19 protein-coding genes are annotated in these 26417 nt (G+C 56.7%); 4 read left to right on the forward strand and 15 right to left on the reverse strand.

Annotation, left to right across the window (positions count from 1 at the left end):
- The 7 genes from folC to fabB all read right to left on the reverse strand — a co-directional run bounded on the left by folC (position 1) and on the right by fabB (position 8831).
- On the reverse strand, positions 1–1254 hold the full coding sequence (folC, locus tag G505_RS0110565) for a bifunctional tetrahydrofolate synthase/dihydrofolate synthase (protein WP_028109523.1): 1254 nt from the start codon (positions 1252–1254) through the stop codon (positions 1–3).
- Positions 1254–2120, reverse strand: coding sequence for an acetyl-CoA carboxylase, carboxyltransferase subunit beta (gene accD, locus G505_RS0110570; RefSeq protein WP_028109524.1), 867 nt, complete (start codon positions 2118–2120; stop codon positions 1254–1256). Before accD ends, folC begins: the two co-directional genes overlap by 1 nt.
- Before the next feature lie 224 nt (positions 2121–2344).
- Positions 2345–3136, reverse strand: coding sequence for a tRNA pseudouridine(38-40) synthase TruA (gene truA, locus G505_RS0110575; RefSeq protein WP_028109525.1), 792 nt, complete (start codon positions 3134–3136; stop codon positions 2345–2347).
- A gap of 269 nt (positions 3137–3405) precedes the next feature.
- Positions 3406–5211 (reverse strand): FimV/HubP family polar landmark protein, encoded by a 1806-nt coding sequence (locus G505_RS0110580; protein WP_028109526.1) that lies wholly within the window; start codon positions 5209–5211, stop codon positions 3406–3408.
- 150 nt (positions 5212–5361) lie between these two features.
- On the reverse strand, positions 5362–6378 hold the full coding sequence (locus G505_RS0110585) for an aspartate-semialdehyde dehydrogenase (protein ID WP_028109527.1): 1017 nt from the start codon (positions 6376–6378) through the stop codon (positions 5362–5364).
- Positions 6362–7507 (reverse strand): 4-phosphoerythronate dehydrogenase, encoded by a 1146-nt coding sequence (locus G505_RS0110590; RefSeq protein ID WP_028109528.1) that lies wholly within the window; start codon positions 7505–7507, stop codon positions 6362–6364. Before G505_RS0110590 ends, G505_RS0110585 begins: the two co-directional genes overlap by 17 nt.
- A gap of 103 nt (positions 7508–7610) precedes the next feature.
- Complete coding sequence (gene fabB, locus G505_RS0110595) at positions 7611–8831, reverse strand: beta-ketoacyl-ACP synthase I (RefSeq protein ID WP_028109529.1); 1221 nt, start codon at positions 8829–8831, stop codon at positions 7611–7613.
- Between the two features lie 125 nt (positions 8832–8956).
- Here fabB and mnmC point away from each other — a divergent pair, with 125 nt between their 5' ends.
- Positions 8957–10912 carry a bifunctional tRNA (5-methylaminomethyl-2-thiouridine)(34)-methyltransferase MnmC2/FAD-dependent 5-carboxymethylaminomethyl-2-thiouridine(34) oxidoreductase MnmC1 gene (gene mnmC, locus G505_RS0110600; protein ID WP_169628211.1) on the forward strand — a complete coding sequence of 652 codons (1956 nt, stop codon included), beginning with the start codon at positions 8957–8959 and terminating at the stop codon, positions 10910–10912.
- Between the two features lie 79 nt (positions 10913–10991).
- On the opposite strand, the gene G505_RS0110605 is transcribed toward mnmC, so the two are convergent.
- The 7 genes from G505_RS0110605 to prmB are packed head-to-tail and all read right to left on the reverse strand — an operon-like array spanning position 10992 to position 17354.
- Positions 10992–11264 (reverse strand): YfcL family protein, encoded by a 273-nt coding sequence (locus G505_RS0110605; RefSeq protein ID WP_028109531.1) that lies wholly within the window; start codon positions 11262–11264, stop codon positions 10992–10994.
- Between the two features lie 9 nt (positions 11265–11273).
- Positions 11274–12386 carry an ATP-NAD kinase family protein gene (locus G505_RS0110610; protein WP_028109532.1) on the reverse strand — a complete coding sequence of 371 codons (1113 nt, stop codon included), beginning with the start codon at positions 12384–12386 and terminating at the stop codon, positions 11274–11276.
- A 7-nt stretch (positions 12387–12393) separates the two neighbouring features.
- Entirely contained in the window at positions 12394–12921 is a 528-nt protein-coding gene (locus G505_RS0110615; protein WP_028109533.1) for an elongation factor P hydroxylase, read from the reverse strand.
- 1 nt (position 12922) lies between these two features.
- On the reverse strand, positions 12923–14089 hold the full coding sequence (locus G505_RS21305; protein ID WP_051216072.1) for an MFS transporter: 1167 nt from the start codon (positions 14087–14089) through the stop codon (positions 12923–12925).
- Between the two features lie 7 nt (positions 14090–14096).
- Complete coding sequence (locus G505_RS21310) at positions 14097–15302, reverse strand: MFS transporter (protein ID WP_051216073.1); 1206 nt, start codon at positions 15300–15302, stop codon at positions 14097–14099.
- Positions 15299–16399, reverse strand: a complete 1101-nt coding sequence (gene aroC / locus G505_RS0110630; RefSeq protein WP_028109534.1) for a chorismate synthase — start codon at positions 16397–16399, stop codon at positions 15299–15301. Before aroC ends, G505_RS21310 begins: the two co-directional genes overlap by 4 nt.
- 31 nt (positions 16400–16430) lie before the next feature.
- The gene (gene prmB, locus G505_RS0110635) at positions 16431–17354 is read right to left on the reverse strand and encodes a 50S ribosomal protein L3 N(5)-glutamine methyltransferase (RefSeq protein WP_028109535.1); all 924 of its coding nucleotides are present in this window, start codon (positions 17352–17354) and stop codon (positions 16431–16433) included.
- Positions 17355–17597: 243 nt separating this feature from the next.
- Here prmB and smrB point away from each other — a divergent pair, with 243 nt between their 5' ends.
- Positions 17598–18128 (forward strand): endonuclease SmrB, encoded by a 531-nt coding sequence (smrB, locus tag G505_RS0110640; protein WP_028109536.1) that lies wholly within the window; start codon positions 17598–17600, stop codon positions 18126–18128.
- Here smrB and sixA read toward each other — a convergent pair.
- Complete coding sequence (gene sixA / locus G505_RS0110645; protein WP_028109537.1) at positions 18102–18575, reverse strand: phosphohistidine phosphatase SixA; 474 nt, start codon at positions 18573–18575, stop codon at positions 18102–18104. The genes smrB and sixA overlap by 27 nt on opposite strands.
- A 373-nt stretch (positions 18576–18948) precedes the next feature.
- Between sixA and G505_RS0110650 the strand changes: the two genes are divergently transcribed.
- Both G505_RS0110650 and G505_RS22735 read left to right on the forward strand, forming a co-directional pair.
- Positions 18949–21732, forward strand: a complete 2784-nt coding sequence (locus G505_RS0110650; RefSeq protein ID WP_028109538.1) for an insulinase family protein — start codon at positions 18949–18951, stop codon at positions 21730–21732.
- A gap of 140 nt (positions 21733–21872) precedes the next feature.
- The gene (locus G505_RS22735; RefSeq protein ID WP_084643950.1) at positions 21873–26153 is read left to right on the forward strand and encodes an EAL domain-containing protein; all 4281 of its coding nucleotides are present in this window, start codon (positions 21873–21875) and stop codon (positions 26151–26153) included.
- Positions 26154–26417: the final 264 nt, after the last annotated feature.

Genomic DNA, 26417 nt, shown 5'->3' on the forward strand with positions numbered 1-26417 from the left:
TTACTCTCCCTTAAACAGACTCTGGGCCTGGGCCACAGTGTAAAAGGAGCCAAACACAATGACCAGATCCAAATCCGAGGCCAGTTCACAGGCGCGGCTCACGGCCCGCGCCACCGAAGCGTCGACGTCCCGGGCGCCAACCACCTTAGCGATGCGGCTGCCATCGGCGCCCCTGGGCACCTCAAGAGGTGCGGGGAACCAGGTGTCGACCACCGGCAACAGAGGTTCCAGAGACCCTTCGATCTCCTTGTCGTCCAACATGGCACACACCGCCAACACCCTGCCCTCTCCCCTGAGCTGTGTCAGACGCTGGGCCAGGTGACGGGCTGCATGGGGGTTATGAGCCACGTCAGCGTAGACTCGTGGAAGCTGACTGAGCCGCTGCATCCGGCCGGGCAGAGACGCCTTGGCCAGGCCGCCTCGGATATCGGCATCCTTGAGTGCAGGCTTAAGTTGTTCCAGGGCCGCCAGTGCAGTCACCGCATTGATGGCGGGAAGAGAGGGAATGGGCAGGCAATCAATCTGACGCACAGCCCCGTGAAACTGCCAGCTGTCCAGATGGAATTCACCATGAAAATCCACGCCGGTGCGGAGCAGCGGCGTACCCAGTTCTTCGGCAACCTCAGTCACGGAAAGCGGCAGATCCGGCTCGCCGATAATGGCGGGCACACCAGGGCGGAAGATGCCCGCCTTCTCCCGGCCCACCGACTCCCGGGTATCTCCCAGGTACTCCTGGTGGTCCAGGTCGATGGAGGTGATCACCGCCAGGTCCGCATCGATGAGGTTGGTGGCATCCAACCGCCCGCCCAGGCCAACCTCCAGCAGCACCACTTGCGGGCGATGCTTGGCAAACAGATAGAGGGCACCCAGAGCAGAAAACTCGAAGAAGGTTAACTGAACCTCACCCCGGGCCAGCTCTATGGCCGCAAAAGCCTCCAGATGCGCCTGATCATCCAGTTCCAGGCCATTGATGCGAACGCGCTCATTGTATCGGTGCAGATGAGGAGAGCTGAACACACCCGTGGTGACGTCACCCTCGAGCAGGATCGATTCCATCATGGCGCAGGTTGATCCCTTGCCATTAGTGCCGGCAACGGTGACCACGGTGGAGTGCGGCAGGGTGTCCAGCCCCATCAGGGCGGCGACCTCGGCCAGGCGGCTAAGGCCCATTTCGATGTCGGCCGGATGCACCGACAAGATATGATTAAGCCAGTCCACAAGGGACTGGCTTTCAAATCGGGTGGAGCTGGGCATTACTCAGTCTCTTGGGGTGGCGCCTGGGTAAACTTCCCGATCACTCGAGCCAGGGTGTCCCGCATCTCGCGACGATCCACGATCATGTCGATGGCGCCCTTCTCCAGCAAAAATTCACTCCGCTGGAACCCTTCAGGCAGTTGTTCACGAACGGTCTGCTCGATCACCCGGGGACCGGCAAAGCCGATAAGCGCCTTGGGCTCACCCACGTTGATGTCGCCCAGCATTGCCAGGGATGCGGATACGCCTCCCATGGTGGGATCGGTCAGAACCGAGATGTAGGGCAGTCCACGTTCGCTCATCTTGGCCAGGGCTGCGGAGGTCTTGGCCATCTGCATCAGGGAGAACAGAGCCTCCTGCATACGGGCACCACCACTGGCAGAGAAGCACACCAGGGGCAGGTTCTTATCCAGGCACACCTCAACGGCACGCACGAAGCGGGCTCCGACCACAGAAGCCATGGAACCGCCCATGAAGGAGAACTCGAAGGAGCAGGCCACAACGTGCATCCCCTTCAGTTTGCCCTCTGCCGCTACCAGCGCGTCTTTCTCACCGCTGGCGCGTTCACCCTGGACAATACGGTCTTTGTACTTCTTGGAGTCGCGGAACTTCAGGATGTCCTGCGGTTCAAGATCGGCACCGATCTCTCTCAGGGTGCCTTCGTCGAAAAACTTTTCCAGCCGTGCACGGGCTCCGATACGCATGTGGTGATCGCACTTGGGACACACCTCCAGGTTGCGCTCGAGTTCGGCGCGATAGAGGATCTGGTCACACTGCTCACATTTGCTCCATACACCTTCTGGTACGGAGTGGCGACGGGCCGCGACTGTTTTACTTTTAGGCAGGATTTTCTCTAACCAACTCATCGTCGCTAGTCCTGTTTTCTGAATGGCCTGATTAGGCTGTTATCTGCGTCAATCAGGCTATTAAGTCGATAATAATAGCCTGTTTTCGAATTCTGTTTCTGGCACTTGGGCGCAAACTGGCTAAATTAAACCACAAAGGTCACACTGGCGATACCGAAAACTGGTCTAACCCGATAATTCTCGGGGAAATTGCGGCAATCTTCAGGGTTTATTCGCCGATCTTCCTACAACGGGTCGGGAAGGAACAATGGGCCGGGTTGAGTCTTGGGCAGGCCAAACTCCTGCGGATAGTCCACCTCGACCAGATACAGCCCCTCCGCCTTGGCGGTGGCCGCAGCCAGACTGCGATCCTGACCGGCCAGTAACTCGGCGATCCACTCCACCGGCTGCGCCCCTTTGCCCACCTCCATCAGCGAGCCGATGATGTTGCGCACCATATGGTGAACAAAGGCATTGGCTTTGATATCCATAATGACGAAATGGTTCCGTCGGCTGACACTCAGGTGATGAACATTGCGCCAGGGTGACTTGGATTGGCACTGCACCGCCCTGAACGCACTGAAGTCGTTCTCACCCAGCAGTAGCTGGCCCGCCTGGTGCATCAACGTCTCATCCAGATCGTGATAATAATGGCTCACTCCACGCCCCAGGATCGCCGGACGATACCTGTGGTTGTAGATGATGTAGCGGTAGCGGCGTGCGGTGGCCGAGAATCGGGCATGAAACTCGTCGCTGACCGGCTTGGCCCAACGCACGGCAATGTCACCAGGCAGGTTGGCGTTCAGCCCCAGAGTCCAGGCACGCTCCGGGCGAACGGCATCGGTATCAAAATGCACCACCTGCCCGGTGCCATGAACACCGGCATCGGTGCGTCCGGCGCAGCTGACCTCCACAGGGTGATTGGCAACAACAGAGATCGCTTCCTCTAGCCGCTGCTGGACGCCAACCACTTCTCGCTGGCGCTGCCAGCCATAGTAGTGACTGCCGTCATACTCAATACCCAGTGCCACTCTCATAGACGGTTCAACCTGCTTTTCTCAAAAGGGGGCGCATTATACCAGACTCCGGCCCGTTTGGATCCGGCTCTTAGGCCCGACCACGGCGGGCTATTGTACGTGATTCACAGCGACACAACAGCCGCAGTTCTGAAATCTGACGACACCACACCCGGCATCTCCGCAGAGCAACAGCGCATGCCTCGCTCCAACCCGGTTTTGTGATAGATAGCCGTTGATGGAGCGCAAAAAAACGGCGACCGAGGTCGCCGTTTTCGTTCAGTGCCGGGTTACATCTTATCCAACAGACTCTGGGCCTCCAGCTTCTGGGAGTCGGCGCCCTTCTCCACCACCTCTTTCAGCAGGGCCTTGGCGCTGTCCTTATCATCAATCTCGATGTAGGCTCTGGCCAGATCCAGCTTGGCGCTGAAGCCACCATCCTCATCATCTACATCCACCCCTCCGGCATCACCCACCAGGTCGGACAGGTCGGATTCTCCGATATCCAGGTCCAGGCCGTTGTAGGGCTCGAAGTTAGGCTCTGTCGTGCCAGATTCATCCAGCAGCTTATCGATGTCGATGAACCCCTCCTCCGGATCAGCTTCACTCTGAGAGGGCTCAGGCTGAGCATCCGGCAAGGAGAGTGACGACTCATCCGCAGTCAGATCCAAACCACTCAGGGGTGCCTCGGGTTCAGCCATCGGGGGCTCAGGCACGGAATCCTGGGGCTGGGGTTGCAGCTCAGGCCGGATCTGAGGTTCAGCTTCCTCGGCGGCCCCTTTGAGCAGGGCATCGATCTCATCCTCACCCAGGTTGGGCTCCACTTCCGGAGCCTCGTGGCTGAGCTCAACCATGTCATTGGTGTCATCCAGGGCAACCCCAAGCTCCTCCATCACGGTATCGATGTCGGGCTCCAACTCATTCATCGCCATGTTGGCCAGCAGCTCATCATCCCCTTGGACCTGTGGAGCCTCTGGCGCTACCTCGGTCAGACTGACCTCGGGTTCCTCCATGCTCTGGTGCTCCTGCAGCAGCTCCTCCAGAGACTGGACGGGTTCATCCTCCTCCTGTACCTGAGGATCCAGTTGGATGGCACTTTCCAGGTCCATCCCTTCGGAGCCATCGGCAACCTGGGGGTCAGGTATCGTAGCGACCGGTTCAGCAACAGGAGCCAGGTTCGGATCGGAGATCTGCGCAATGCTGGCGTCGGGCTCTGGGGCGCGACGACGCAGGAACAGCCAGATCAGCGCCAGCACAAAGATGGTGGGCACCACACCGGCAATGCCCACCAACCAGGGCTTGCTCCACAACTGCTGCCAGATGCCGCTCTCCTCCATCTCCTCCACAGGCTCAAACACTTCACCTGTGGGCTCATCAGCGATGGGAGTGAGCAGTTGCTGCTCCAACTCACGATTCACAGCCTGCTGATCATCCAGAGCACCCTGCAGCACCTGGATCTGGCCATTGAGCTCCTCCAGGCGCGCCTTGAGCAGTTCATTCTGCTCCAGCATGGCACCCATCTCATCGATGGACATGCCCAGATCGCGGCGCAGCTGAGCAATCTGTTCGGCAGACTGACGCCTCTGCTCATCCAGCTGACCACTCAATTCAGCCAGCTTGGCACTGACCTCATCCTGACCAGCGGTGCTCACCGGGATGGGTTGGTTGGAGGGTGTGGTGACCGTTTGGGGCCCGGTCTGAGTCTTGGGCTTGGGAGCAGCCTTGGAGGCAGGCTTGGCAGGCTTACCACTCCACTGACGGTCATCCTGTGTAGCTCGCCGCTTGGCTTCAACGGGATCGATGGCCAGGATGGTCTGGCTGTCGGGCAACGTCAGCATCATCCCCTTTTCGAGGGAGTTGAGGTTGTTGGCATTGAACGCCTTAGGGTTGGCTTCATAGAGCGCCACCATGGTCTGGTAAACCGTGGCCCCTTCAGGTTTGTGGGCATTCGCCAGGCGCCACAGAGTATCTTTGGGGCTGGTTGGGCCAATGGTGACCTGCTTTACCTCGCCTTTGGGCCCGGCGAGAGATATCCCTTCGGCAACAGCACCCAGTGAGAGAGAGCAGCTCAGAGCGCCCCCTAGAAGAGCAGCCAATACCCTTTGCTTTCCAGTCATTTTGCAGGCCCGCATATCTCGAATTTATCTGAATCTAATTACAGCGATTTCAACACTATATCTTATCTGATTCCAGGACGACAATTGTTGTGAAGCCGCGCTGGCGCGGGCTTCACAGTTTGCCCCTTGTCAGAGGTAGTCGCGCACCAGAACTTCGCCAATCTGCACCGCATTCAGGGCCGCCCCCTTACGGATGTTGTCCGCCACCACCCAGAGGTTCAGACCACAGGGGTGACTCAGATCCTGACGAACCCGGCCGACAAACACCTCATCCTGGCCGGTGGCATTGCCCACCTGAGTCGGATAGTCAATATCCTCTTCCATCAGGGTCACGCCCGGAGCCTGGTTCAGCAGCGCCTTCACCTCCTCAACCGAGGTGGGTTGGCGGGTCTCCAGGTGAATCGCTTCCCCATGGCCATGGAACACGGGCACCCGCACGGCGGTAGCGTTAACCATCACCGAGGCATCACCGAGGATCTTCTGGGTCTCCCACAGCATCTTCATCTCCTCCTTGGTGTAGCCATTGTCCATGAAGGCATCGATCTTGGGCAGACAGTTGAAGGCGATCTGGTTGTCAAACACCTCGTTGTTCACCGGCAGGCCATTGAGCAGTTGGGCACACTGCTTGGCCAGCTCCTCGATGGCACGGCGACCTCCACCGGAGACCGACTGGTAGGTGGTCACATTGATGCGCTCAATGCCATACTGCTGGTGGATCGGGTTCAGCGCCACCAGCATCTGGATGGTGGAACAGTTGGGGTTGGCAATGATGTTGCGGTTGCGGAACTCCTCCAGGGCGTGGGGGTTGATCTCCGGCACCACCAGAGGCACTTGCGGGTCGTTGCGGAAGTGAGAGGTGTTGTCGATCACCACACAGCCTTCGCCAGCCGCCACCTCGGCCCAACGGGCAGACACCTCACCGCCGGCGGAAAAGAACGCCAGCTCAACCTGGCTCCAGTCAAACTTCTCCACGTCCTCGACAGTCAGCTCCTCCCCCTTGAAGCTGACACTCTTGCCGGCACTGTTGGTGCTGGCCAGTGGAAACAGCTGTCCTACAGGAAAATTCCGCTCCTCCAGAATCTGAATCAGGGTTTCACCAACGGCGCCGGTGGCGCCCAAAATCGCAACATTAAAGGCCTGTGCCATGAGGGTTCTCTCTTGTGTTAAATCCGAGTTGTGACCAGAGGTCGGCCTGCTGTGCAGGTCCCTCTATGGTCAGTGACATAAATTCCCGGCGCTCCAGGTGCGCCTTGCGCTGTCGGTCAAATCCGCCCGGCTGACTGAACCAGGCGCGAAACCGCCGGTCCTGTGCATCGATGTCGTACACCAGTCGCGCCAGCCTGGCCATCTCTCCCTGGCCGGCCAGGTCCGCCAGCCCTACCGAGCTGATACTGGATGGCGGCACAAAGGTGCTCAGTGGCGGTACCTTGCTGATTCCCAGGGTCTGCGCCAGCGTGTTCAGCAACAACCAGTTCCCCCTGAGTTTCGCCTCGACACTGTATCCGGCGATGTGAGGGGTGGCGATGTCGGCCGAAGCCACCAGTTCCGCCAGGGGATTGGGCTCCCCCTCCCACACGTCCAGAATCAGCCGGCAATCGGGACAGGCGCGCTTGTGGGCGACCAACGCCTGATTGTCCACCACCTCTCCCCGGCAGGCATTCACCAGCCAGGCATCCGTCTTCAGCATCGCCAGCCGCTCCCCATCAAGCAGATGATAGGTGCAATCGTCTCCATCGCGGTTCAGCGGCACATGGCAACAGATGATGTCCGATTGAGCCAGCAGGGCGTTCAATTCGACAAAACTGCGCGGGTCACCCTGGCGCTGCAAAGGGGGATCGTTGAGCAGCACCGTCATGCCCAGGGCGGCGGCCCGCTGTGCGGTGGCACTGCCGGTATTGCCGGCACCTATGACCCCGAGGGTACGTCCGGCCAGGCTCACGCCCAGCCTCTCGGCCAGAGTGAGCAGCGCAGTAAGTACATACTCACCGACCGCCTGAGCGTTACAGCCCGGCGCGTTGCTCCAGGGGATCCCTCTCGCCTCAAGGGCCAGGGTATCGATATGGTCAAAACCTATGGTGGCGGTACCGACAAATTTTAGCCCGGGGGCGGCAGAGATCAGTCTCTCATCCACCTGGGTCACACTGCGAACCAGCAGGATATCGGCATCGCGCACCTGCTCAGCACCGATATCACGCCCGGGATAGACGCGGATCTCTGCATGGTCGCCGAACATGGCATCCAGTGCCGGCATATTCTCATCTGCAACGATAATCATCGGTCTGGGAGGGGAGTGGGGAATACAGGAGGGGGAGTGTATCAAAAGCGAAGCCGGGATTCAGTATCCCGGCTTCGTTAGAGTTCTTGGCCGCTATCGGGGGTTAACCCTTGTACTTGCGAACAATCAGAGTGGCGTTGGTGCCGCCGAAGCCGAAGCTGTTGCTCATAAAGGTGTTCACAGGCTGCTCGCGGGTCTCAGCCACGATATCCAGGCCCTCGGCTTCGGGATCCAGGTTGTCGATGTTGATGGAGGGCGCAATGAAGTCATTGTCCATCATCAGCAGACTGTAGATCGCCTCATGTACGCCGGCGGCGCCCAGGGCGTGACCGGTCATCGCCTTGGTGGCACTGATGGCCGGGCTGTTGCTGCCAAACACTTCCTGGATGGCGCCCAGCTCTTTGGTGTCGCCCACAGGCGTGGAGGTACCATGGGTGTTGATGTAGTCGATGGACACATCGTCACCGGCCTGCTCCAGCGCCATCTTCATGCAGCGTACGGCACCTTCGCCACTGGGGGCAACCATGTCGTAACCGTCGGAGTTGGCACCGTAGCCGACGATTTCGCCGTAGATCTTGGCACCGCGAGCCAGAGCATGTTCCAGCTCTTCAACCACAACCATGCCGCCACCACCGGAGATGACAAAGCCGTCACGGTCAGCATCATAGGTACGCGATGCCTTGGTGGGGTCTTCATTGTACTTGGTGGACAAAGCGCCCATGCCGTCGAAGCCCATGGCCAGGGTCCAGTGCAGCTCCTCGGATCCACCGGCGAACACGATGTCCTGCTTGCCCAGCTGGATCTGCTCTACCGCGTTACCGATGCAGTGCGCACTGGTAGCACAGGCGGAGCTGATGGAGTAGTTCACACCCTTGATCTTGAATGGGGTGGCCAGACAGGCGGAAGCGGTGGAAGACATGATGCGAGGCACCAGATAGGGGCCCACGCGACGAACGCCTTTGCTGCGAAGGGTATCAGCAGCCTGCACCTGGTTCAGGGAGGAGGCACCGCCACAACCGGCGATGATGCCGGTACGCAGGTTGCTCACCTGATCCTCTTCGAGGCCAGCGTCTTCGATGGCTTCCTTCATGGCGATGTAGGCGTAGGCAGCAGCGTCGCCCATAAAGCGCAGGGTCTTGCGGTCAACGTGCTCGGAGGTGTCGATCTTCAGATCGCCCCACACGCGGCTACGCAGGCCCAGTTCCTCAAATTGTTCTGAGTAGCTCAGGCCACTCTTACCAGCCTTAAGGGAAGCTTTCACTTCCTCGGCGTTGTTGCCAATACTGGAAACGATGCCCAGTCCGGTAATTACAACTCGCTTCATCGTTGTATCCTGTGTATGAAGATCTTTAAACCGCCGTCATCTTAGCCTGTTTTACAAGCTGAACTGGTCGGCTTTCCCCCCTCGGGGTTAGAATGGCGTCTCAAAATGCAACAGTGAGTACCCCAGTGAATTCCATAAGCCACGCCAAACTGGATTGGCGCGACTCCGACACCCCGGTCTCCATCGAATTTGATGATGTCTACTTCTCCACCGTCGACGGCATCGACGAGACCCGATATGTATTTATGCAACATAACGGGTTTCCGGAGCGATTTACAGAGCACCCCCATGACACTTTGGTTGTGGCTGAAACCGGTTTCGGCACCGGCTTGAATCTGATGGTGCTGTGGCACAGCTTTCGACAGTTCCGCCAACGCCACCCCGACGCCCCCTGCAAACGGCTGCACTTTGTCACCATGGAGAAGTACCCGGTTACCGGTGCGGATCTGGCCAAGGCGCACCGCTACTGGCCGGAGTTTGCCGATCAGAGCCGTCAGCTTAAAACCGCCTACCCCATGCCCCTGCCTGGCTGCCACCGCATGGAGTTTGACCAGGGACAAGTGGTGGTGGATCTCTGGCTCGGCGACGTCAATGAGTGCCTGGAGCAGATGCATGCGCCGCCCCAGGGCGTTGTGGACGTGTGGTTCCTCGATGGTTTTACCCCCAGTCGCAACCCCCAGATGTGGCAGGAGCAGTTGTACCTGCAGATGGCCAGGCTCAGCCGTAAAGGGGCGAGCTACGCCACCTTTACCGCCGCTGGCCACGTCCGCCGGGGGCTGGAGAAGCATGGCTTCAGCGTAGTCAAGGATCAGGGGTATGGCATCAAACGGGAGATGATCTCCGGCCACTTCGCCACCGAGAAGCCCGAGACAACCTCTCCGCTGGAAGTGGCGGTTGTCGGCGCCGGAGTGGCAGCCGCCCACACCGCACTCAGCCTGGTGCAACGGGGCATCAGAGTGACCCTCTACAGCCGGGGAGCCAAACCCGCCGATGGTGCCTCAGGCAACCGCCAAGGTGCCCTGTACCCCTTGATGAACCTGGCAGAGGACGGTCTCAGCACCATCTACCAGCAGGGATTCCTGCTCGCCCGCCAGCGCCTGAATCGGCTGGTGGACGGCGGCCACAGCATCGACCATGAGTGGTGTGGTGTACTGCAGCTGAGCCAGAACCCAAAAGACGCCGACAAGCTGGAGCGCATCGGCAAGGCCGGCTTCCCCAGCGAACTGGTGCATCAGGTGGATCGGCAGGCGGCCAGCCACATCGCCGACCTGCCCCTGGATCGCGGTGGGCTCTACTTCCCCTATGGAGGGTGGCTGGCCCCGGAGCAACTGATCCCCGCCCTGCTTAATCAGGCCAAGGAGACCGGGCTGCTGACCTGCCACTGGCATCACCAACTGATCGGCCTGGACCGTCAAGGTCAGCACTGGCAGCTGCAATTTGACCAAACCAGTGCCTGCCATCCGCATCTGGTGATCTGCATGGGGCATGCCAGCGCAGATCTTTCCCAGACTGCAGCGTTGCCCCTGCTGCCGGTCAGAGGCCAGATCAGCGCACCACTGGCAGGTAACACGCTGTCAAAACTCAAGACGGTACTGTGTGCCGACGGCTACCTGGTGCCTGCCCTGGACGGCCGCCTGACCAGTGGGGCCAGCTTCATCAAGAACAGCCAGGATACCCGGTGGCGCCAAGAGGATGTTGAGGAGATTGCCGGTCGCATGAACAACAGCTTCGGCGACAGTGACTGGCTGTCCCAGCTGCAACTGGATGACAGTGGTCGCGCCGCCATTCGCGGCTCGGTACGGGATCATTTCCCCCTGATGGGTCCCCTGCCCGATTGGGACAGAATCGCAACGGACCCACAAGCCTGGCGTCATCAGCCACTGCCTGAACAGCCCGGAATCCACCTGGTGTCCGGCCTGGGATCCCGGGGGCTGTGCAGCGGTGCCCTGATGGCAGAATCCGTGGTGTCGCAGATCTGCGGAGAACCCCTGCCTCTGTCAGAGCAGCAGTTGCAACGGCTGCTGCCGGGGCGTTTCTGGCAAAGACGCATCAATAAGGGCCACCCACCCGTCGCCCAATAACCCTGCCGCGAACGGCTGACAGAGAAAACCAGAAGAGGCTCCCAGGGGAGCCTCTTACTTATTGAGCGTACGACAGCGGCTAGCTCTGAACCAGCCGCTCCAGCAGCTGCTGCCAGGCGTGACGCACCAGGGCCAGATCTTCCGGGGCCAGTTCACTGCTGGCGTCATCCAGGCGGGCGCCCATATCCTGGGCCAACACCTCAATCAGCCCCTGCTGACTATCCTCCAGGGTGCTCAGGCTCAGGGCCAGGTGCCCCTGTAGGTAGCCACTGGCAAACACCTGATCATCACTGCCCTGCTCCACCATCTCGGTCATCCACTGGTTCGCCAGCAGTTCAATTTGGTCTAACATCCACCCTTCCTACGCTAATGGGTACAACACTTCATCGTGATAGCCGGTGATAACGGGGTACCACCCGGCCAGCTGGGCGTCCAGCTCCGGGTCGCCAGTATCGGCGATCATCGGCCTTCCCTCAAGAGCCTCAAGCTTGGCTTTGGTGGCCAGCACTAGGATGTTCTTTTGGCCTACCGCACGGATCACCTGCGGACTCAGCTGCTGGTTGCCCCGGCCAAACAGGTGTCCCTGACCGCCGATCAGGGTGACCACCAGCTTGGTGGGCCGACCTTCAACCTGACTAATCAGCTGATCCGCTGTCATATCCTGCCCAAGCACCTGGTCTTCAGCAATCAGATCAACCCCGAGCAAGGTGTTCGCCAGCCCCAGGTGCTCCATCACCGCCGCCACGGTGGAACCGGAGCCCATGATGTACTGCCAATGATCATCCAGTCGCTCCTGAAACTCGGCACTGATGTCATCCAGCACCAGGGCTTCAACCTCGACGCCCCCCATCTTAACCGCCTGCACATAATGCAGCGCCTGGGGAATACGCATCTCGCCATAGTGACGGGCCCGGACCTGGCCCTGGCGAAACGCCTCCTCGTCGATGTCCCTCACCTCCGCAAGCTCGGTAGAGAGCAACTCACCGCGGATCATCTTGGCCACCACCTCACCGCTGGCCTTGGGGGTGATGCCATAGACCCCGGAGTGGATTTTCACTCCGGCTGGCACACCCAGCACAGGCTGACGGTCGTGCACCTGGGCACAGATATCCCGGGCAGTGCCGTCGCCTCCGGCAAACAGAATCAGGTCGACCCCTTTGTCCATCAGGGCCTGAGCCGCCAGCTTGGTGTCGGTGTCCCGGGTGGTGTCACTGCATCTGTGCACCACTTGTGGGCGATAACCCAGGCTCTCCAACAACGTCTGGCCCATGGGACCGGAGGCGGTCAAGAGCTCCACTCTGTCGCTGAGCGCCTCGATCTGCTCCAGGGCGGTGGCCATTCTCAGGTGCGCCTTGGGTTCGGCGCCCAGCGCCAGCGCCTGCTCGGCCATGCCATCGCTGCCCTTGAGGGCGACACTGCCGCCTAGCCCCGCCAGCGGGTTGATGATCACCCCGAGTCTGAATTTTCTGTTCATCCTTGCCTCAATGCTCAAATTGTCTGTGGGTCAGGGCTGGCGTGCCATACAGGTGACGTAGATCGTCGATCAGCGCCTGGGCTCTCGGTGGGAACCCCTGGCGAAGATAAGTTAGGGCCTGAGCCTGCACCCTGGCCTGAAACCCTGAACGGTCCACCTCTGCGCCCCCGAGGTTGTCCACACTGACATGGAAGTGACGGCCGGCAGCCAGATGCAATGCCCACTCGATGGCCTGGGGTTTTACTTCGACCTTCTCGAACGCCCTCTGCTGAGACTCACTGCGCCCATCCGGGTGATACCAGTAGCCGTAATCCAGCAACTGACGGCGAACCTCTCCGGCCAGCGTCCAGTGCGCCAGCTCATGAAGGGCACTGGCATAAAAACCGTGGGCAAAATAGATGCGGTGCCAGGGACAGTATTGATCCGCAGGCAGATAGAGAGGTTCACTGCCCAGGTCGATAAGCCGGGTGTGGTATCTTTTGCCCAGCCCTTGATTAAACAGCTGGGTCAGGCGGCCATTCTCTTTCCTTGTCACCTCAATGCATCATCCTGTTGTTGTAGCCTAGCGCCTTGGAGATCAGGGCAGCCAGCAAAGCGGTCAACGCCAGCCCCATGGCCAACCACCAGATCCGCTCTGGATGGTGCTGCCACAGGTGGCCACTGATGTAGATGCCCACAGCCCCGCCACCACTGAACGACAAACTGCGGTACAGCGCCTGGACCCGGCCCTGAATGCCCGCACTGAACTCATGATGGATAAACTGCATTGCACAGACATGAGCCAGGGAAAAACTGGCGGCATGCAGCAGGTTGGCCGGCAACTGCCCCCAAAGAGAGTCCATCTCTGCGGTGAGGAGCCAACGCAGCAGCGCCAGCATACCACAGGCGATCATCAACCAGTCCAAGGGCACACTCCGAAGCAACCTGGGTGTCAGGGCGAACAATCCGACTTCGGCCACCACACCGGAGGCCACCAGCACGCCGGCCAGGGTTTCGTTGATCCCCAAAGATTGCAGGTAAAGCACATAGAAGCCGTAGAAGGGGCCGTGGCTGGCATTCAGGCAGAAGGCAAACAGCATAAACAGAGCGACCCTGGGCCAATGGACCCCACCCCAGCTTCCCCCCTGAGAGGTCTGGTGTCTGTCGCCCCCACTCTTCAATGGAAGGGCAAACAGCAGCATCAGGATCAGCAGTCCACAGCCGATCCAGGGCATAAGGGCGACACTCCAGCGCTCAAACAACCACCCCGCCAGGGCAACCATCACCAGAAAGCCAAGGCTGCCCCAGGTGCGAATCCTGCTATAGAGCTCTACCCTGGGTCTGAGCGCCATCAGGGTCAGGACCTCCAGCTGGGACAAAATGCTGCTCCAGCTGAAGCCAAACAGCAGCAGGGCTGCCGCAGTCGACCAGAACCCCTGTGCCAGGAACAAACTGGCGAACCCCAGCAGCGACAGCACCACGCCCAGTTTGGTCATCAGTGCCCGCTTACCCGTGCGGTCCGCCAGCGTCGCCCATAGGTAGGGAGAGACCATGGCCATGGCCATCTGCGCCGCCATCAGGGTGCCTGTCTCCGGAGCTGAGAACCCCCTAAGTTTCAGAAACACCGCCATGAAGGGCACGGTCAGCGCCTGCATGGCAAAGTAAAACAGATAGTTTGCCGCCAGCAACTGTCGTTGCGGCTGCCAGAAACGGCTCTCTTTCATGGTGTCTTTAACTGACCGCGGACTCCGGGCAGGGACTCTCCTGGCCACCGGGACTGGCAACCCGAAGGTTATAACTGCACGCCCGTGACAGGCCGGCCGCCACCAAAGAGACCAGCGCCAGAGCCATGGCCAGTTGCCAGACTCGCTCTGGTTGCTCTGCCCACAGGTGACCGCTCAGGTAGATGCCGAGGGCGCCACCACCGCTGAACGCCAGGCTGCCATAGAGCGCCTGAACCCGCCCCTGAATCCCAGGGTGAAACTCATGATGAATAAACTGCATGGCACAGGCGTGAGCCAGAGCAAAACTGGCGGCATGCAATAACTGGGCAGGCAACTGCCCCAGAGGCGTAACCATCTGAGAGGTGATAAACCACCTCATCAGGGCCAACAGAGCGCAGGCGATCATCAGCCTGTCCAGAGAAACCCGCCGGAGCAATCGGGGCATCAGGGCAAACAGGGCCACCTCGGCCAGCACTCCAGAGGCAACCAGCAGACCCGCCACGGACTCACCGATCCCCAGAGTCTGCAGGTAGAGCACGTAGAAACCGTAATAGGCGCCGTGACTGGCGTTGAGGCTGAAGGCAAACAGCAGGTAAAGCAGCACCTTGGGCCAGTGAACCCCCTGCCAGCTCCCTTTGGACACCTCGGCGGTTTCACCGTTGCCATTGTTCAGCGCCAGGGTAAACCACAGCATGGCACCCAGAACGGCCACCCCAATCCAGGGAAGCAGACCCGCATCCCACTGATCAAAAGCCCAGCCAGCGACAATCACCATCGCCAGGTAACCCACACTCCCCCAGCTGCGCACCTTGCTGTAGAGCTCGGTTCGAGGTTTCAGGGAAGAGAGCGTCAGCACCTCCAACTGGGCCAATATGCCACTCCAGCAGAAACTGAAGGCCACCAGGGCGGCGGCGGTGGACCAGAAACCCTGGGCCAGGAACAGCCCGGAGAATCCCACCAGGGCCAATGCCAGGCCAGATTTAGCCACCAGTGCCCTGCGCCCGGTGGCGTCAGCCAGAGACGCCCACAGGTAGGGGGAGATCATGGCGGTGGCCATCTGCACCGCCATCAGGCTGCCAATCTCTGGGGCGTGAAATCCGCGAAGGTCGAGGTAGATCCCCATAAAGGGGACTGTCAGCCCCTGAATGGCAAAGTAAAATAGGTAGTTGGCAGCCAGCAGTTGACGCTGTGGCTGCCAGAATCCAGTGGTCATTTGGTCTTCATGGTCAGGGTGGGGGTGGAGACACAGACATCGGCATTCTGAGCACGATGGCGCAGCAGATGATCCATCAGGGTGATGGCCATCATCGCTTCAGCAATGGGCACGGCCCGAATCCCCACACAGGGGTCATGGCGTCCACGGGTCACCAGTTCGGTAGGGTTACCCTCAAGATCGATGCTCTTGCCCGGCACCATGATGGAAGAGGTGGGCTTGAGTGCCAGATGAGCCACCAGTGGCTGACCGCTGCTGATCCCCCCCAACACACCGCCGGCATGGTTAGAGGTAAAGCCCTCCGGGGTCAGCTCATCCCTGTGTTCGCTGCCTCGCTGCTCAACCACATCAAACCCATCTCCCATGGCCACGGCCTTCACCGCATTGATGCTCATCAGGCTGTGGGCCAGGTCAGCATCCAGTCGATCGAAGATCGGCTCGCCCAGTCCAACGGGGACACCATTGGCCACGACAGTCACCTTGGCGCCGATGGAATCGCCGCTTTTTTTCAGGTCCCGCATAAACTGATCCAGCGCATCAAGCTTGGAGGCATCGGGGAAGAAGAAAGGATTTTGCGCCACCTGAGCCAAGTCCACCTGCTCCGCCTTGATGGGGCCCAGCTGGGACAGATACCCGCGAATCTCGATACCATGGATCTGAGCCAGGTATTTCTTGGCGATGGCACCGGCCGCCACGCGCATGGCGGTCTCCCGGGCAGAACTGCGCCCTCCGCCACGGTAATCGCGAATGCCATACTTGTGATGATAGGTGTAGTCCGCATGGCCGGGACGGAAGGTTTTGGCGATCTCGGAGTAGTCTTTGGAGCGCTGATCCGTGTTCTGAATCAACAAACCGATGGGGGTGCCTGTGGTTTTCCCCTCAAACACACCGGACTGAATGGCGACCTCATCGGCCTCCCGCCGTGCCGTGGTGTATCGGGAGCTGCCTGGGCGACGACGATCCAGGTCTTGCTGCAGGTCCGCCTCGCTCAACTCAATGCCGGGGGGGCAGCCATCCACAATGGCGCCCAGAGAAAGACCATGACTCTCACCCCAGGTGGTCACAGTAAAAAGTTTACCTATTGTATTACCAGCCATTCCCCAACGGCACTCCCATATCTAATGTTGACTACTTGAAGCTATCTTGGTGCTCCACTAACTGCTCTCGAGTGAGAACAAACACCCCGTCGCCACCGTTTTCAAACTCTAGCCAGGTAAAGGGAACCTCGTGCAGCTGCTCTGCCAGGGCTACCCAGGAGTTCCCCACTTCCACCACCAGCACACCATTGTCATTCAGGTGCTCTGCGGCTTCGCGCAGGATGCGGCGAGTCAGATCCAGGCCATCATTGCCTGACGCCAAACCCAGCTCAGGTTCGTGATGGAACTCCTCAGGCAAGTCAGCCATATCTTCGGCGTCGACATAAGGGGGATTGGACACAATAAGATCATACTTCTGGCCTGGCAAGGCATCGAAGCAATCCGACTGGATCGGGAAGACGCTGTGCAGCATGCCATGGCGTTCAATATTGATCTGAGCCACGTCCAGTGCGTCGGTACTGATGTCCACTGCATCCACCTCTGCTTCGGGAAAGGCGTAGGCGCAGGCAATGGCAATGCAGCCAGAGCCGGTGCACATGTCCAGCACACGATTCACAGGCTTATTGTACATCCAGGGAGTGAACCCTTTGTCGATCAGCTCGGCCAGGGGCGAGCGAGGCACCAGCACCCTCTCGTCACAGAAGAACTCCAGGCCGGCAAACCAGGCGCTGTTGGTCAGGTATGGCACCGGCGTACGGTCGCGAACCCGGCGAATCACCATCTCAGCGATCTTGTGCTTTTCACTGCTGGTGAGTCGCGCTCGGCGCACCTCATTGCCCAGCTCCAGGGGCAGATGCAGGCAGTGCAGCACCAGGGCCACCGCCTCGTCCCAGGGGTTGTCGGTGCCATGGCCATAATAGATGCCAGCGTCGTTGAAGCGGCTGACGGACCAGCGCAGCATATCTTCAATGGTCTGCAGCTCAGTCACTGCTTCGTCGATAAAAATCTTATCCACCAGGAAAACCCTAAACTTGAGGAAACCGGCACATTGTAACCCGCCCCATGACGGATTACGATTGCATTCCTTTAACCTCAGGGCGCGTCGGCCTTGCTGATTTTTTTGCGCCTCTTACTGACCGTTGTGGTATCAAGATGTTTGGCGCTTATTCTGACTGGGGTGCCACAATACGATTTTCAGCGCCCTTGCAATCTGAACACCTAAGACAAACACGCCCTCGTAGGCCTGAGCGGAGAATTTATGAGCCAGGAAAAAGATGACCAGCTGTTTTCCGAATTGATGCAGGGGATCAAACCTATCAGCCAGGATAAACATCATCACAGGAAAACGGCCAAGTCTCGGGTGGTGGTTGAGGAGAAGCAGCAGCGCCAGATGGCGGACACCTTCTTCTCCGACGAGTACCAGCCTGCCATGCCGGACAGCGGCCCAACCCGCTTCGTGCGCGAGGGGGCGGATCCCTTCGAGTTAAAGAAGTTGCGCCGGGGAGATTACCCGCCGGAGTTGATGCTGGACCTTCATGGTTATCGTGCCCAGGAAGCTCGGTTTGAGCTCATCGCCCTGATTGAGGAGTGCAAGAAGCAGCATATTTATTGCGCCTGCATTATGCATGGCATCGGTGGCGGGGTACTCAAACAGCAGGTCCCTGCCTGGCTGGCGCAGCACCCGGACGTCATCGCCTATCATCAGGCCCCCCTGGAGTGGGGAGGAGACGGGTCACTGTTGGTTTTGGTGGATATCGGCCAATCAGAGGAGAACTGGCATCGTCGGTGATTTAAGCCACTGCAACTCGGCGCCAGGTTCGCTTTTTACCGACGCCACCGCAGCGGTGGCAAACAATGGTGGCTCGACGCCTGGAACAAACTCCCGCACCAGGTAAGCCAGAAGCGGCATATGAGCCACCACCAACACCCGCTCGGCGCCATGGGCCTCGGCGTAGGCCGCAATCACATCGTGGCTGAGCACAGGATCGGCGTTGGGCACCAGTTCTTCCAGGGTTTCAACCTGCACATCGTCCGGCAGAGCCGCCTGCAGGCAGATCCAGCTCTGCTGGGCGCGAACATAGGGACTCACCAGAACCAACTCGCACAGGGACAGCTCCTGGGTCAGTCTGGCGCCCATATGCAACACCTCCCTCTGACCGAGATCGGTCAAAGTCCTCTGACTGTCCACCGAGGCATCAAACCCCGCTTCGCCGTGACGCATCAGATATAGCTGCATAGATACCCCAAAAATCGCTCGCCGCCGAAGGCCTTCATGCTCCAGCAAAATCGTGGCTCCTGTCTACAATGACCGGCGATCTCAGTCCCGATACTCATGACAGGTCAAGAGGGGCATTCTATAGAAAGCCCACACCATTGTTAACTCTAACTCTCACCCTGGGCAAAAAGCACCCACTCACCCAAAAAACCAACCAATAACAAGGTGATTCATTTTGGTTTTCCCTAAGTAAAGGGTATAAGCTAACAAAAATGCCACGTTCGCAGTCAGCTTTAACTAGGCTTATCACTAATAGAACCAGCATGCGCATTGCCCTTGTTGTCTCCGGCGCAATACTCAAAGCACTGCGGTAGGCCCATAGGACTCAACATCAATGCCAGAACTGATCGTCAGCCCTAACGATAACAAGAAATACGCTCAGCTTACCCTAGACAATGGCCTAAGAGTCCTCCTTATTCAGGATCCGGCAGCCAATAAATCCGCCGCCGCCATGGCAGTCAACGTCGGCCACTTCGATGATCCTGACGATCGGGAGGGGATGGCTCACTTTCTCGAACATATGTTGTTCCTTGGGACAGAAAAATACCCCACACCAGGCGACTATCAACGCTTCATCAGCCAGCATGGCGGCAGCCACAATGCCTGGACCGGCCCGGAGTTCACCAGCTACTTCTTTGACATCAACCACGACAGCTATGAAGAGGGGCTGGACAGATTCAGTCAGTTTTTCACAGCGCCGCTGTTTGACGCCCATCTGTCTGACAAAGAGCGTCAATCCGTGGACTCCGAGTTCAAGATGAAGCTCAGAGATGATGTAAGGCGCCTCTATCAGGTTCACAAACAAACCGTCAATCCCGATCACCCCTTTGCCAAGTTTTCCGTGGGCAACCTGCAGACCCTGGAAGACAGAGACGACAGACCGGTTCGGGAAGAGTTACTGGAGTTCTATCAGCACCACTACTCCGCCAACCTCATGACCCTGGTGATGGTTAGCCTGGCGCCGCTGGAGCTGCAAGAGACCTGGGCCCGTGAACGTTTTTCCCAGGTGGAAAACCGCAACATCACCAAGCAATACCCGAACATTGAGCTCTACACCGATGAGCAGCTCAATGTCGAAGTCAGAGCCACGCCACTCAAGGCCCAGCGACGCCTCACCGCCACCTTCCCATTACCCGGTGTGGACCAGTGGTACCACCTCAAGCCCCTCACCTTTCTGGCCCACATGCTGGGATACGAGGGGCGCGGCAGCCTGCTGTCCTTGCTGAAGCGCAGGGGACTGGCCACCAACCTGTCTGCCGGTGGGGGAATAAACGGATATAACTTCAAAGATTTCAACATCAGCTTTCAGTTAACCGAAAAGGGAAGTCAGGAACAGGACACCATTCTTGGGCTGATGTTTCAGTACATTGAGATGGCTAAGAAGCAGTGCCTTGAGCCCTGGCGCTATGAGGAACGAAAGACCTTGCTGGATCTGGCATTCCGCTATCAGGAAGCCAGCAAACCCATGGATCTGGCCAGTCACCTGGCCATCAATATGCACCACTATCCCGAGCACGACATCATCTATGGAGACTATCGAATGGATCGGCTGGATATCCAGCTGGCCAGGGACCTCCTGGGCATGATGCACCCCGGCAGATTAAGGCTGCAGCTGGTGTTGCCTGATCTTGAAACCGATCAGCTTGCCAAGTGGTACAACACCCCCTATTCGATACACCCAATCACCCAGGAGAGGCGGGCCAGCTGGGCCGCAGTCCCCGAGTCTGACGAGCTCAGTCTTCCCGGCCCCAACCCCTATATCGTAAAAGACATTCAGGCCCGTCATGAGGAGCCTGACTCTTCGGTACCCCAGGTGGTGTTTGAGAAGAAGGGCTTCAGGTTATGGCACTTCAAGGACAGCGAGTTTAACGTCCCCAAGGGGCATCTGTTTATCGCACTGGACAGTGATGAAGCACACCGTACCACCAGGGCGGCGGCGCTGACACGCCTCTACATCGCCATGTTGCTCGATGACCTCAGTGAACGTACCTATGCCGCTGAAATTGCGGGACTCAGCTACAACATCTATCCCCATCAAGGGGGACTGACCCTGCACCTCACCGGCTTTACCGGCAAACAGCAGGAGCTGCTCAGCCTTCTGTTGACCCAAATCAGGCAGCCCAACTTCCTGCCAAGGCGGTTCAACGACACCAAAGCAAGGCTGATGCGTAACTGGCACGCGGTCAGAAACGCCCGGCCCATCTCCAAGTTGTTCAACAGCCTGACGGCCACCCTTCAGCATCGCAGCTTCGAACCATTGCGCCTGGCCGCGGGCCTGGAAAGCGCCACCCTGGAGGAGCTCCACGAACACATCAGTCGCATCTATCACCAGATCAGCATCGAGGCCTTTGTCTATGGCGACTGGTTGCGCTCCGAGGCGGACTTCCTGGCCGAGGATCTGCACAACCAGTTGATCAAATTCAGTGCTCCCGGGCCAGAGGTGATCCGCGAGCTGGTGAGTATCGAAGCACGAGGCACCATCTTACGAGAGCTGCCGGCTGAGCATCAGGACAGCGCCATCCTGGTTTACTACCAATCCCGGCAGCACACCCCCGAAAAGGCGGCCATGTTCAGCCTGCTGAATCATGCCATGAGCTCCAATTTCTTCCACGAGCTCAGAACCAAACAGCAATTGGGTTACATGGTGGGCACCAGCTATGTGCCCCTCAATCACTATCCGGGCCTGATGTTCTACATTCAGAGTCCTGTGGCCAGCCCGCTACAACTCATTGAAGCGATTGATCAGTTTATCGCCGATTTCAGCTATGCCCTGATGCAGATCACCCATGACCAATGGCAGGCGACCAAGCAGGGGTTGATACGCCAAATCCTTGAACCAGACGCCAATATTAATGCCAGGGCACAAAGGCTTTGGACCAGCATTGGAAACCATGACAACGACTTTGGACTGCGGCAGAGGATTGCCGAGGAGATCGATACTCTGGAACGGGCAGACATGATTCGGTTTATCGTTAGCCGTATGAAGGCCAAAGTGCCCGACAGACTGATCCTGTTCAGTTGCGGAAACCAGCACCAGGGCCAGTCAGTGATAGAGGGTTCGAGCAATATTGAAGATTTGAATCGATTTAAATCGGAAACCGGTCGCTTTTCTATTTAGCCACAGACACGCACGGAGGTCATGGCCATGGATGAGGCCTTAAAACCCTTGCTTACAGATGCCCCCTGTTCATTCAGGGTGGGTCATGCTAGGTTCGATACACTGCTCTTAGATAAGATAAACACACAATAAATACAGACATGACTTTAAAATCAGTTATTGCTCTGGGCCTCTCTTTGTTACTTTTGTCTCTCCCAACGAAGGCCGACTCACTGCAGCCCGTTACCAAGTTCCAGCACCTTTCTACTGCTCAGGGTTTAAGCCAGTCTGTAGTTACCTCCATTGCCCAAGACAGGCTCGGCATGCTTTGGGTGGGAACCCTGGAAGGCCTCAATCGATTCGATGGCCATGAGTTCAGAACATTTCGCCATCAGCAGGAGGGCAGTAACAGCCTCAGTTCCAATACGATTCTGGACCTAGTTTATCTAAACGATAGCGATACCTTGGTCATCGCAACCCAAACAACACTTGACACCTATAACATCCTGGAAGACCGGTTCAGAACATTAGACACGCCCATTGGGATGAAAGTTAGCCACCTTCATAAAGAAGGAGACACGGTTTGGATAGCGTCTAATATTGGAATATTCAGCTTAGATACAAAAACAATGAAGCTGAAAAAGATCGTTGATAAAATTAATGCGGTTAAATTTATCCCATTTAATGGTGGTGGAATAGCCTTGCTGTACGATGGCAGTTTAATCGTTCACGGAATACAGATGGACCTTCCGGACCGTACGTCCTTCACCGACATAGCAAAGTCTGATTCTCAACTTCTTCTTCTGGGAGATGAGAACATCTTCATTATAAATCAAGGTGAAAAGCCAAGTCAGATCTATGCTGGCAAGGGATTCCAAAAGATAAAACACAATCCTCAGGATAACAGTGTTTACGCCGTTTCAAGAAGTGAAATTTTCTCTTTCGACCTTAGTACGAAGAACAATCAGGAACGACATTATCAAAACCAAAGTGAAGCTATGGCTATTACCGTTGTCCAATTTGATAATGACAGTAATTTACTCATAGGAACCAATGGCAATGGTGTTTTTCGAAAAAGCAGCAAAGATAAAACTGTAGAAAAGCTGTCTAATTCCGAACTTAGTGATATATGGGGCGCACATCAGTTCGGAGAAAACCTACTCCTGGTCGAGAATGACCCTATCATCAACCTGTACGATCAATCATTTAAATTAGTTAAGAGCATTGATACAGGTATATCTGGACCTAAGGGAATCAACGAGTTTTCTGGCCGACTTCTCATTAGCGGAAGAAACAAGCTATTGATAGTTAAAGATAATCTGTCAATGGAGGTCTTGCACCACCCGGCAACTTTCAGCGCTATTATCCCTGATCATTATTCTGGCCAATTGTACTTGGGTACGGTGGAGCATGGCCTAATGATGTTAATCGATTTAGAAGGAAACCCAAGAGTTGAGAAAGCGCCTGTGGATCGCCAAATCAATATGCCAATTCTCAATGGATTGGCCACTAAAAAAGCTCTTTTCATCGGCACACAAACAGGAGCGGTGCAATTAACCAAGCTGAACAACAACTTAATTAGAAATGGCGAATTCCTTAAAGGCAAGATTGTGTCAGGTATCAAACACTCCGAAGGAAGGGTGCTTGCACAATCTTTGGACAGTGGGATTTTCAATATTTCCAGCAATGGTCACGCCGAGGTATTCAGCGATCTTAACAATCACATAGCTTACTCTTTTGAAGTAACAAAAGATCGAATTATCAGTGCCACATCAGGCGGCTTGGTTGTTATTGACAAAAACAGTGGTGAGATCCTTAAAATATTTGGCACAAAGCAGGGGTCGCTGAATGATTTTAACGGCATGGCCTCAGGAAAGTTTAATGACACTCTTATATTTGGTGGAAGCGAAGGCATTAATCTGGTATCCGATATCAACAAGTATAGAGAACAACGTATAGCACCAGTATTAACCTCATTTAGAGTATTCAATAAAAATGTCAAAATAGGTGCCAACCTATCTCAGGCCATTCCTTTCGCAAGCTCCGTAAGCTTAAAATACAGTGACTATCCATTCTCCTTTGCTTTCTCTTCCCCGAGAGAGGCTCTGGATCACGATCTCCAGTACTTTTATCGTCTTCAGGGTTTAGATGATCATTGGCTCGAGGCCAATGGCAATGCCAGAGTAGCCACGTACACCAATGTGCCCTACGGCAACTACACCTTTGAGGTGAAAAGCTCAGATGAACTCGGCCACGAAAGCCCGGTACGCAGCCTGAAAGTTGTTATCCTTCCCCCCTGGTGGCTGTCCAATGTCGCCAAGGCCCTGTATGCCTTGCTCATTCTGGCCATGATCTATCTTGCTCTTCGCTCCATACAGCAAAGACGCATGGTACAACTGCGTATTGCTCAGAGTGAAGAACGCCTCAAGCTCTCTTTGTGGGGCAGTGGCGACGAGATGTGGGACTGGGACATTCGCTCCGGTCGCATCTATCGATCCAATATCTGGGGCACCCTGGACTTCCCTCAGGATGGTCAACGTAGTGCGCCAACAGACAATGGCAACATCCACCCCAACGACAGGGAAAGAGTGAAAAACGCCCTGGATGCACACTTTAACGGCAAGCTGGACCACTTCGAGGCGACCTATAGAGTACGAGACAAGCAGCACAACTGGGTATGGATTCTTGACCGGGCCAAAATCGTAGAGCGGGATGGAGAGGATAAACCAACCCGTATGACCGGAACCATTAAAGACATCAGCAAGCTCAAGGAAGCCGAGGAGCGACTGACCATCTTTGCCCGGGCTCTGACTAACATCTCCGAGGGGATGTTCATCCTCGATGCCAATTTCCGCTACCTGGAGCTCAATGACAGCGCCTGCAAAATTCTGGGTCATGAACGTCGTGAACTTACAGGCAGCCCCCTGGCACTGGGAGCACTGGATGCCAGCTACTTCCAGGAGATCTCCAATATCGTCAAAATCCAGGGCAACTGGGCCTCAGAACTGGAGCACCTTCGCCCGGACGGTCGCCATATCTACCTGGATGTGGTCATTGACCTGATCAAAGCCGAAGACAACCAGCCAAGCTACTTTGTCGGCATCCTGACTGACATCACCCACAGGAAGCAAAACGAAACCGAGCTCAGGCGCTTGACCAACAATGATGTGTTGACCGGCTTACCCAACCGCACCTATCTGCAGATCAGCCTCGATGCCAGGATCAAACGGGAAAATGCCCATTGCCTCTTTGTGTTCGACCTGGATAACTTCAAACGTATCAATGAGACTCTTGGTCACGATGTCGGCGACAGCCTTCTTTGCCATGTTGCCAATCGCCTCAACTCTCAACTGACCAACGAGTGCGAGCTGTATCGATTGGGCGGAGACGAGTTTGCGGTGATCGCCGACAACGACTCCTCCATCAAGAACGCCACCAAGATCGCCACCCGGATTCTGGAAACCTTCGAGCAGCCCTTCCTGATTGAAGAGGAGGAGATCGTGGTCAAAGCCAGTATCGGCATTGTCAGCTACCCGGAGGATGACTCCGATCCCCATGCGCTGCTGAGAAAAGCCGACCTGGCCATGTATCATGCAAAAAGCCAGGGGGGACAATGCTTCCAGTTTTTCAACGACTTTATGAATCAGGATGCTGTCCGGCGTTTTGAAGTTGAAGCGATGATTCGCCAAGCATTGAAGGAAAACTGGTTCGAGTTGCACTACCAGCCCAAGATGGCCCTGGCCAACGAATCCATCTTCGGTATGGAGGCCTTGGTTCGGCTTAACCATCCCACTCAGGGACTGCTCTATCCAGATAAGTTCATCTCCCTGGCAGAGGAGACCGGCCTGATTGCCGACATTGATACCTGGGTATTGAGACAGGCCTGTCAGACCGCTCAGCAATGGCGCAATCAGGGACTGTTAAAAGGTCGCATGGCAGTCAATATCTCCAGCCAGCAGTTTGCTTCTAAGGAGCTGTGCCAACGCCTGGCAACCATCCTGGATGAAACCGGACTGCCTCCAGAGTGTCTGGAATTGGAAATTACCGAAGGAACCGTCATTGAGAGGCCCGACGAGGCAATCTCAATTATGCGCGAGTTGAATCAGATGCATATTCATTTGGCACTGGACGATTTCGGAACAGGGTATTCTTCACTTTCCTATCTCAAGAAATTCCCCATTCATACATTGAAGATAGACAAATCCTTCATTGATGACATCGCCATTTCAGACAAGGACATGAAGATGGTGGACTCCATTGTCACCATCGCTCACAACATGAATCTGCAGGTGGTTGCTGAAGGAATAGAAAATCTATCGCAACTCACTGTTTTGAAAGCTCTTAAGTGTGAATTAATCCAAGGCTACCATTTCAGCAAGCCTCTTAAAAAATCTGATATAGAACAGAGACTTAAAAATGAGAAAGAAAAGTTAATGGCCTGATCTAGAAAAGTTACCACTATTTCAACTTTGGCACGCCCATTGCTCAGTCCTTGCCGACTAATTTTTATTTTCGGCAAGGACAATCGCCATGAAAACAGCAATGAAAACTCTGGTAATCGCCATCGCTTCCGCCACCGCTTTCTCTTCTTCAGCCTTCGTAAGCCATGCCGAAAATGGTAATCAAGCCACGAGCAAAGTTACCGGCTCCATTCCTTGGGTAAAGCCAGTAGAGCAGAACAATGCTGGCGGTATTCCATGGATCAA

Origin of the sequence: Ferrimonas futtsuensis DSM 18154 (assembly GCF_000422645.1) — a bacterium.
Taxonomy (GTDB): Bacteria; Pseudomonadota; Gammaproteobacteria; order Enterobacterales; family Shewanellaceae; genus Ferrimonas; species Ferrimonas futtsuensis.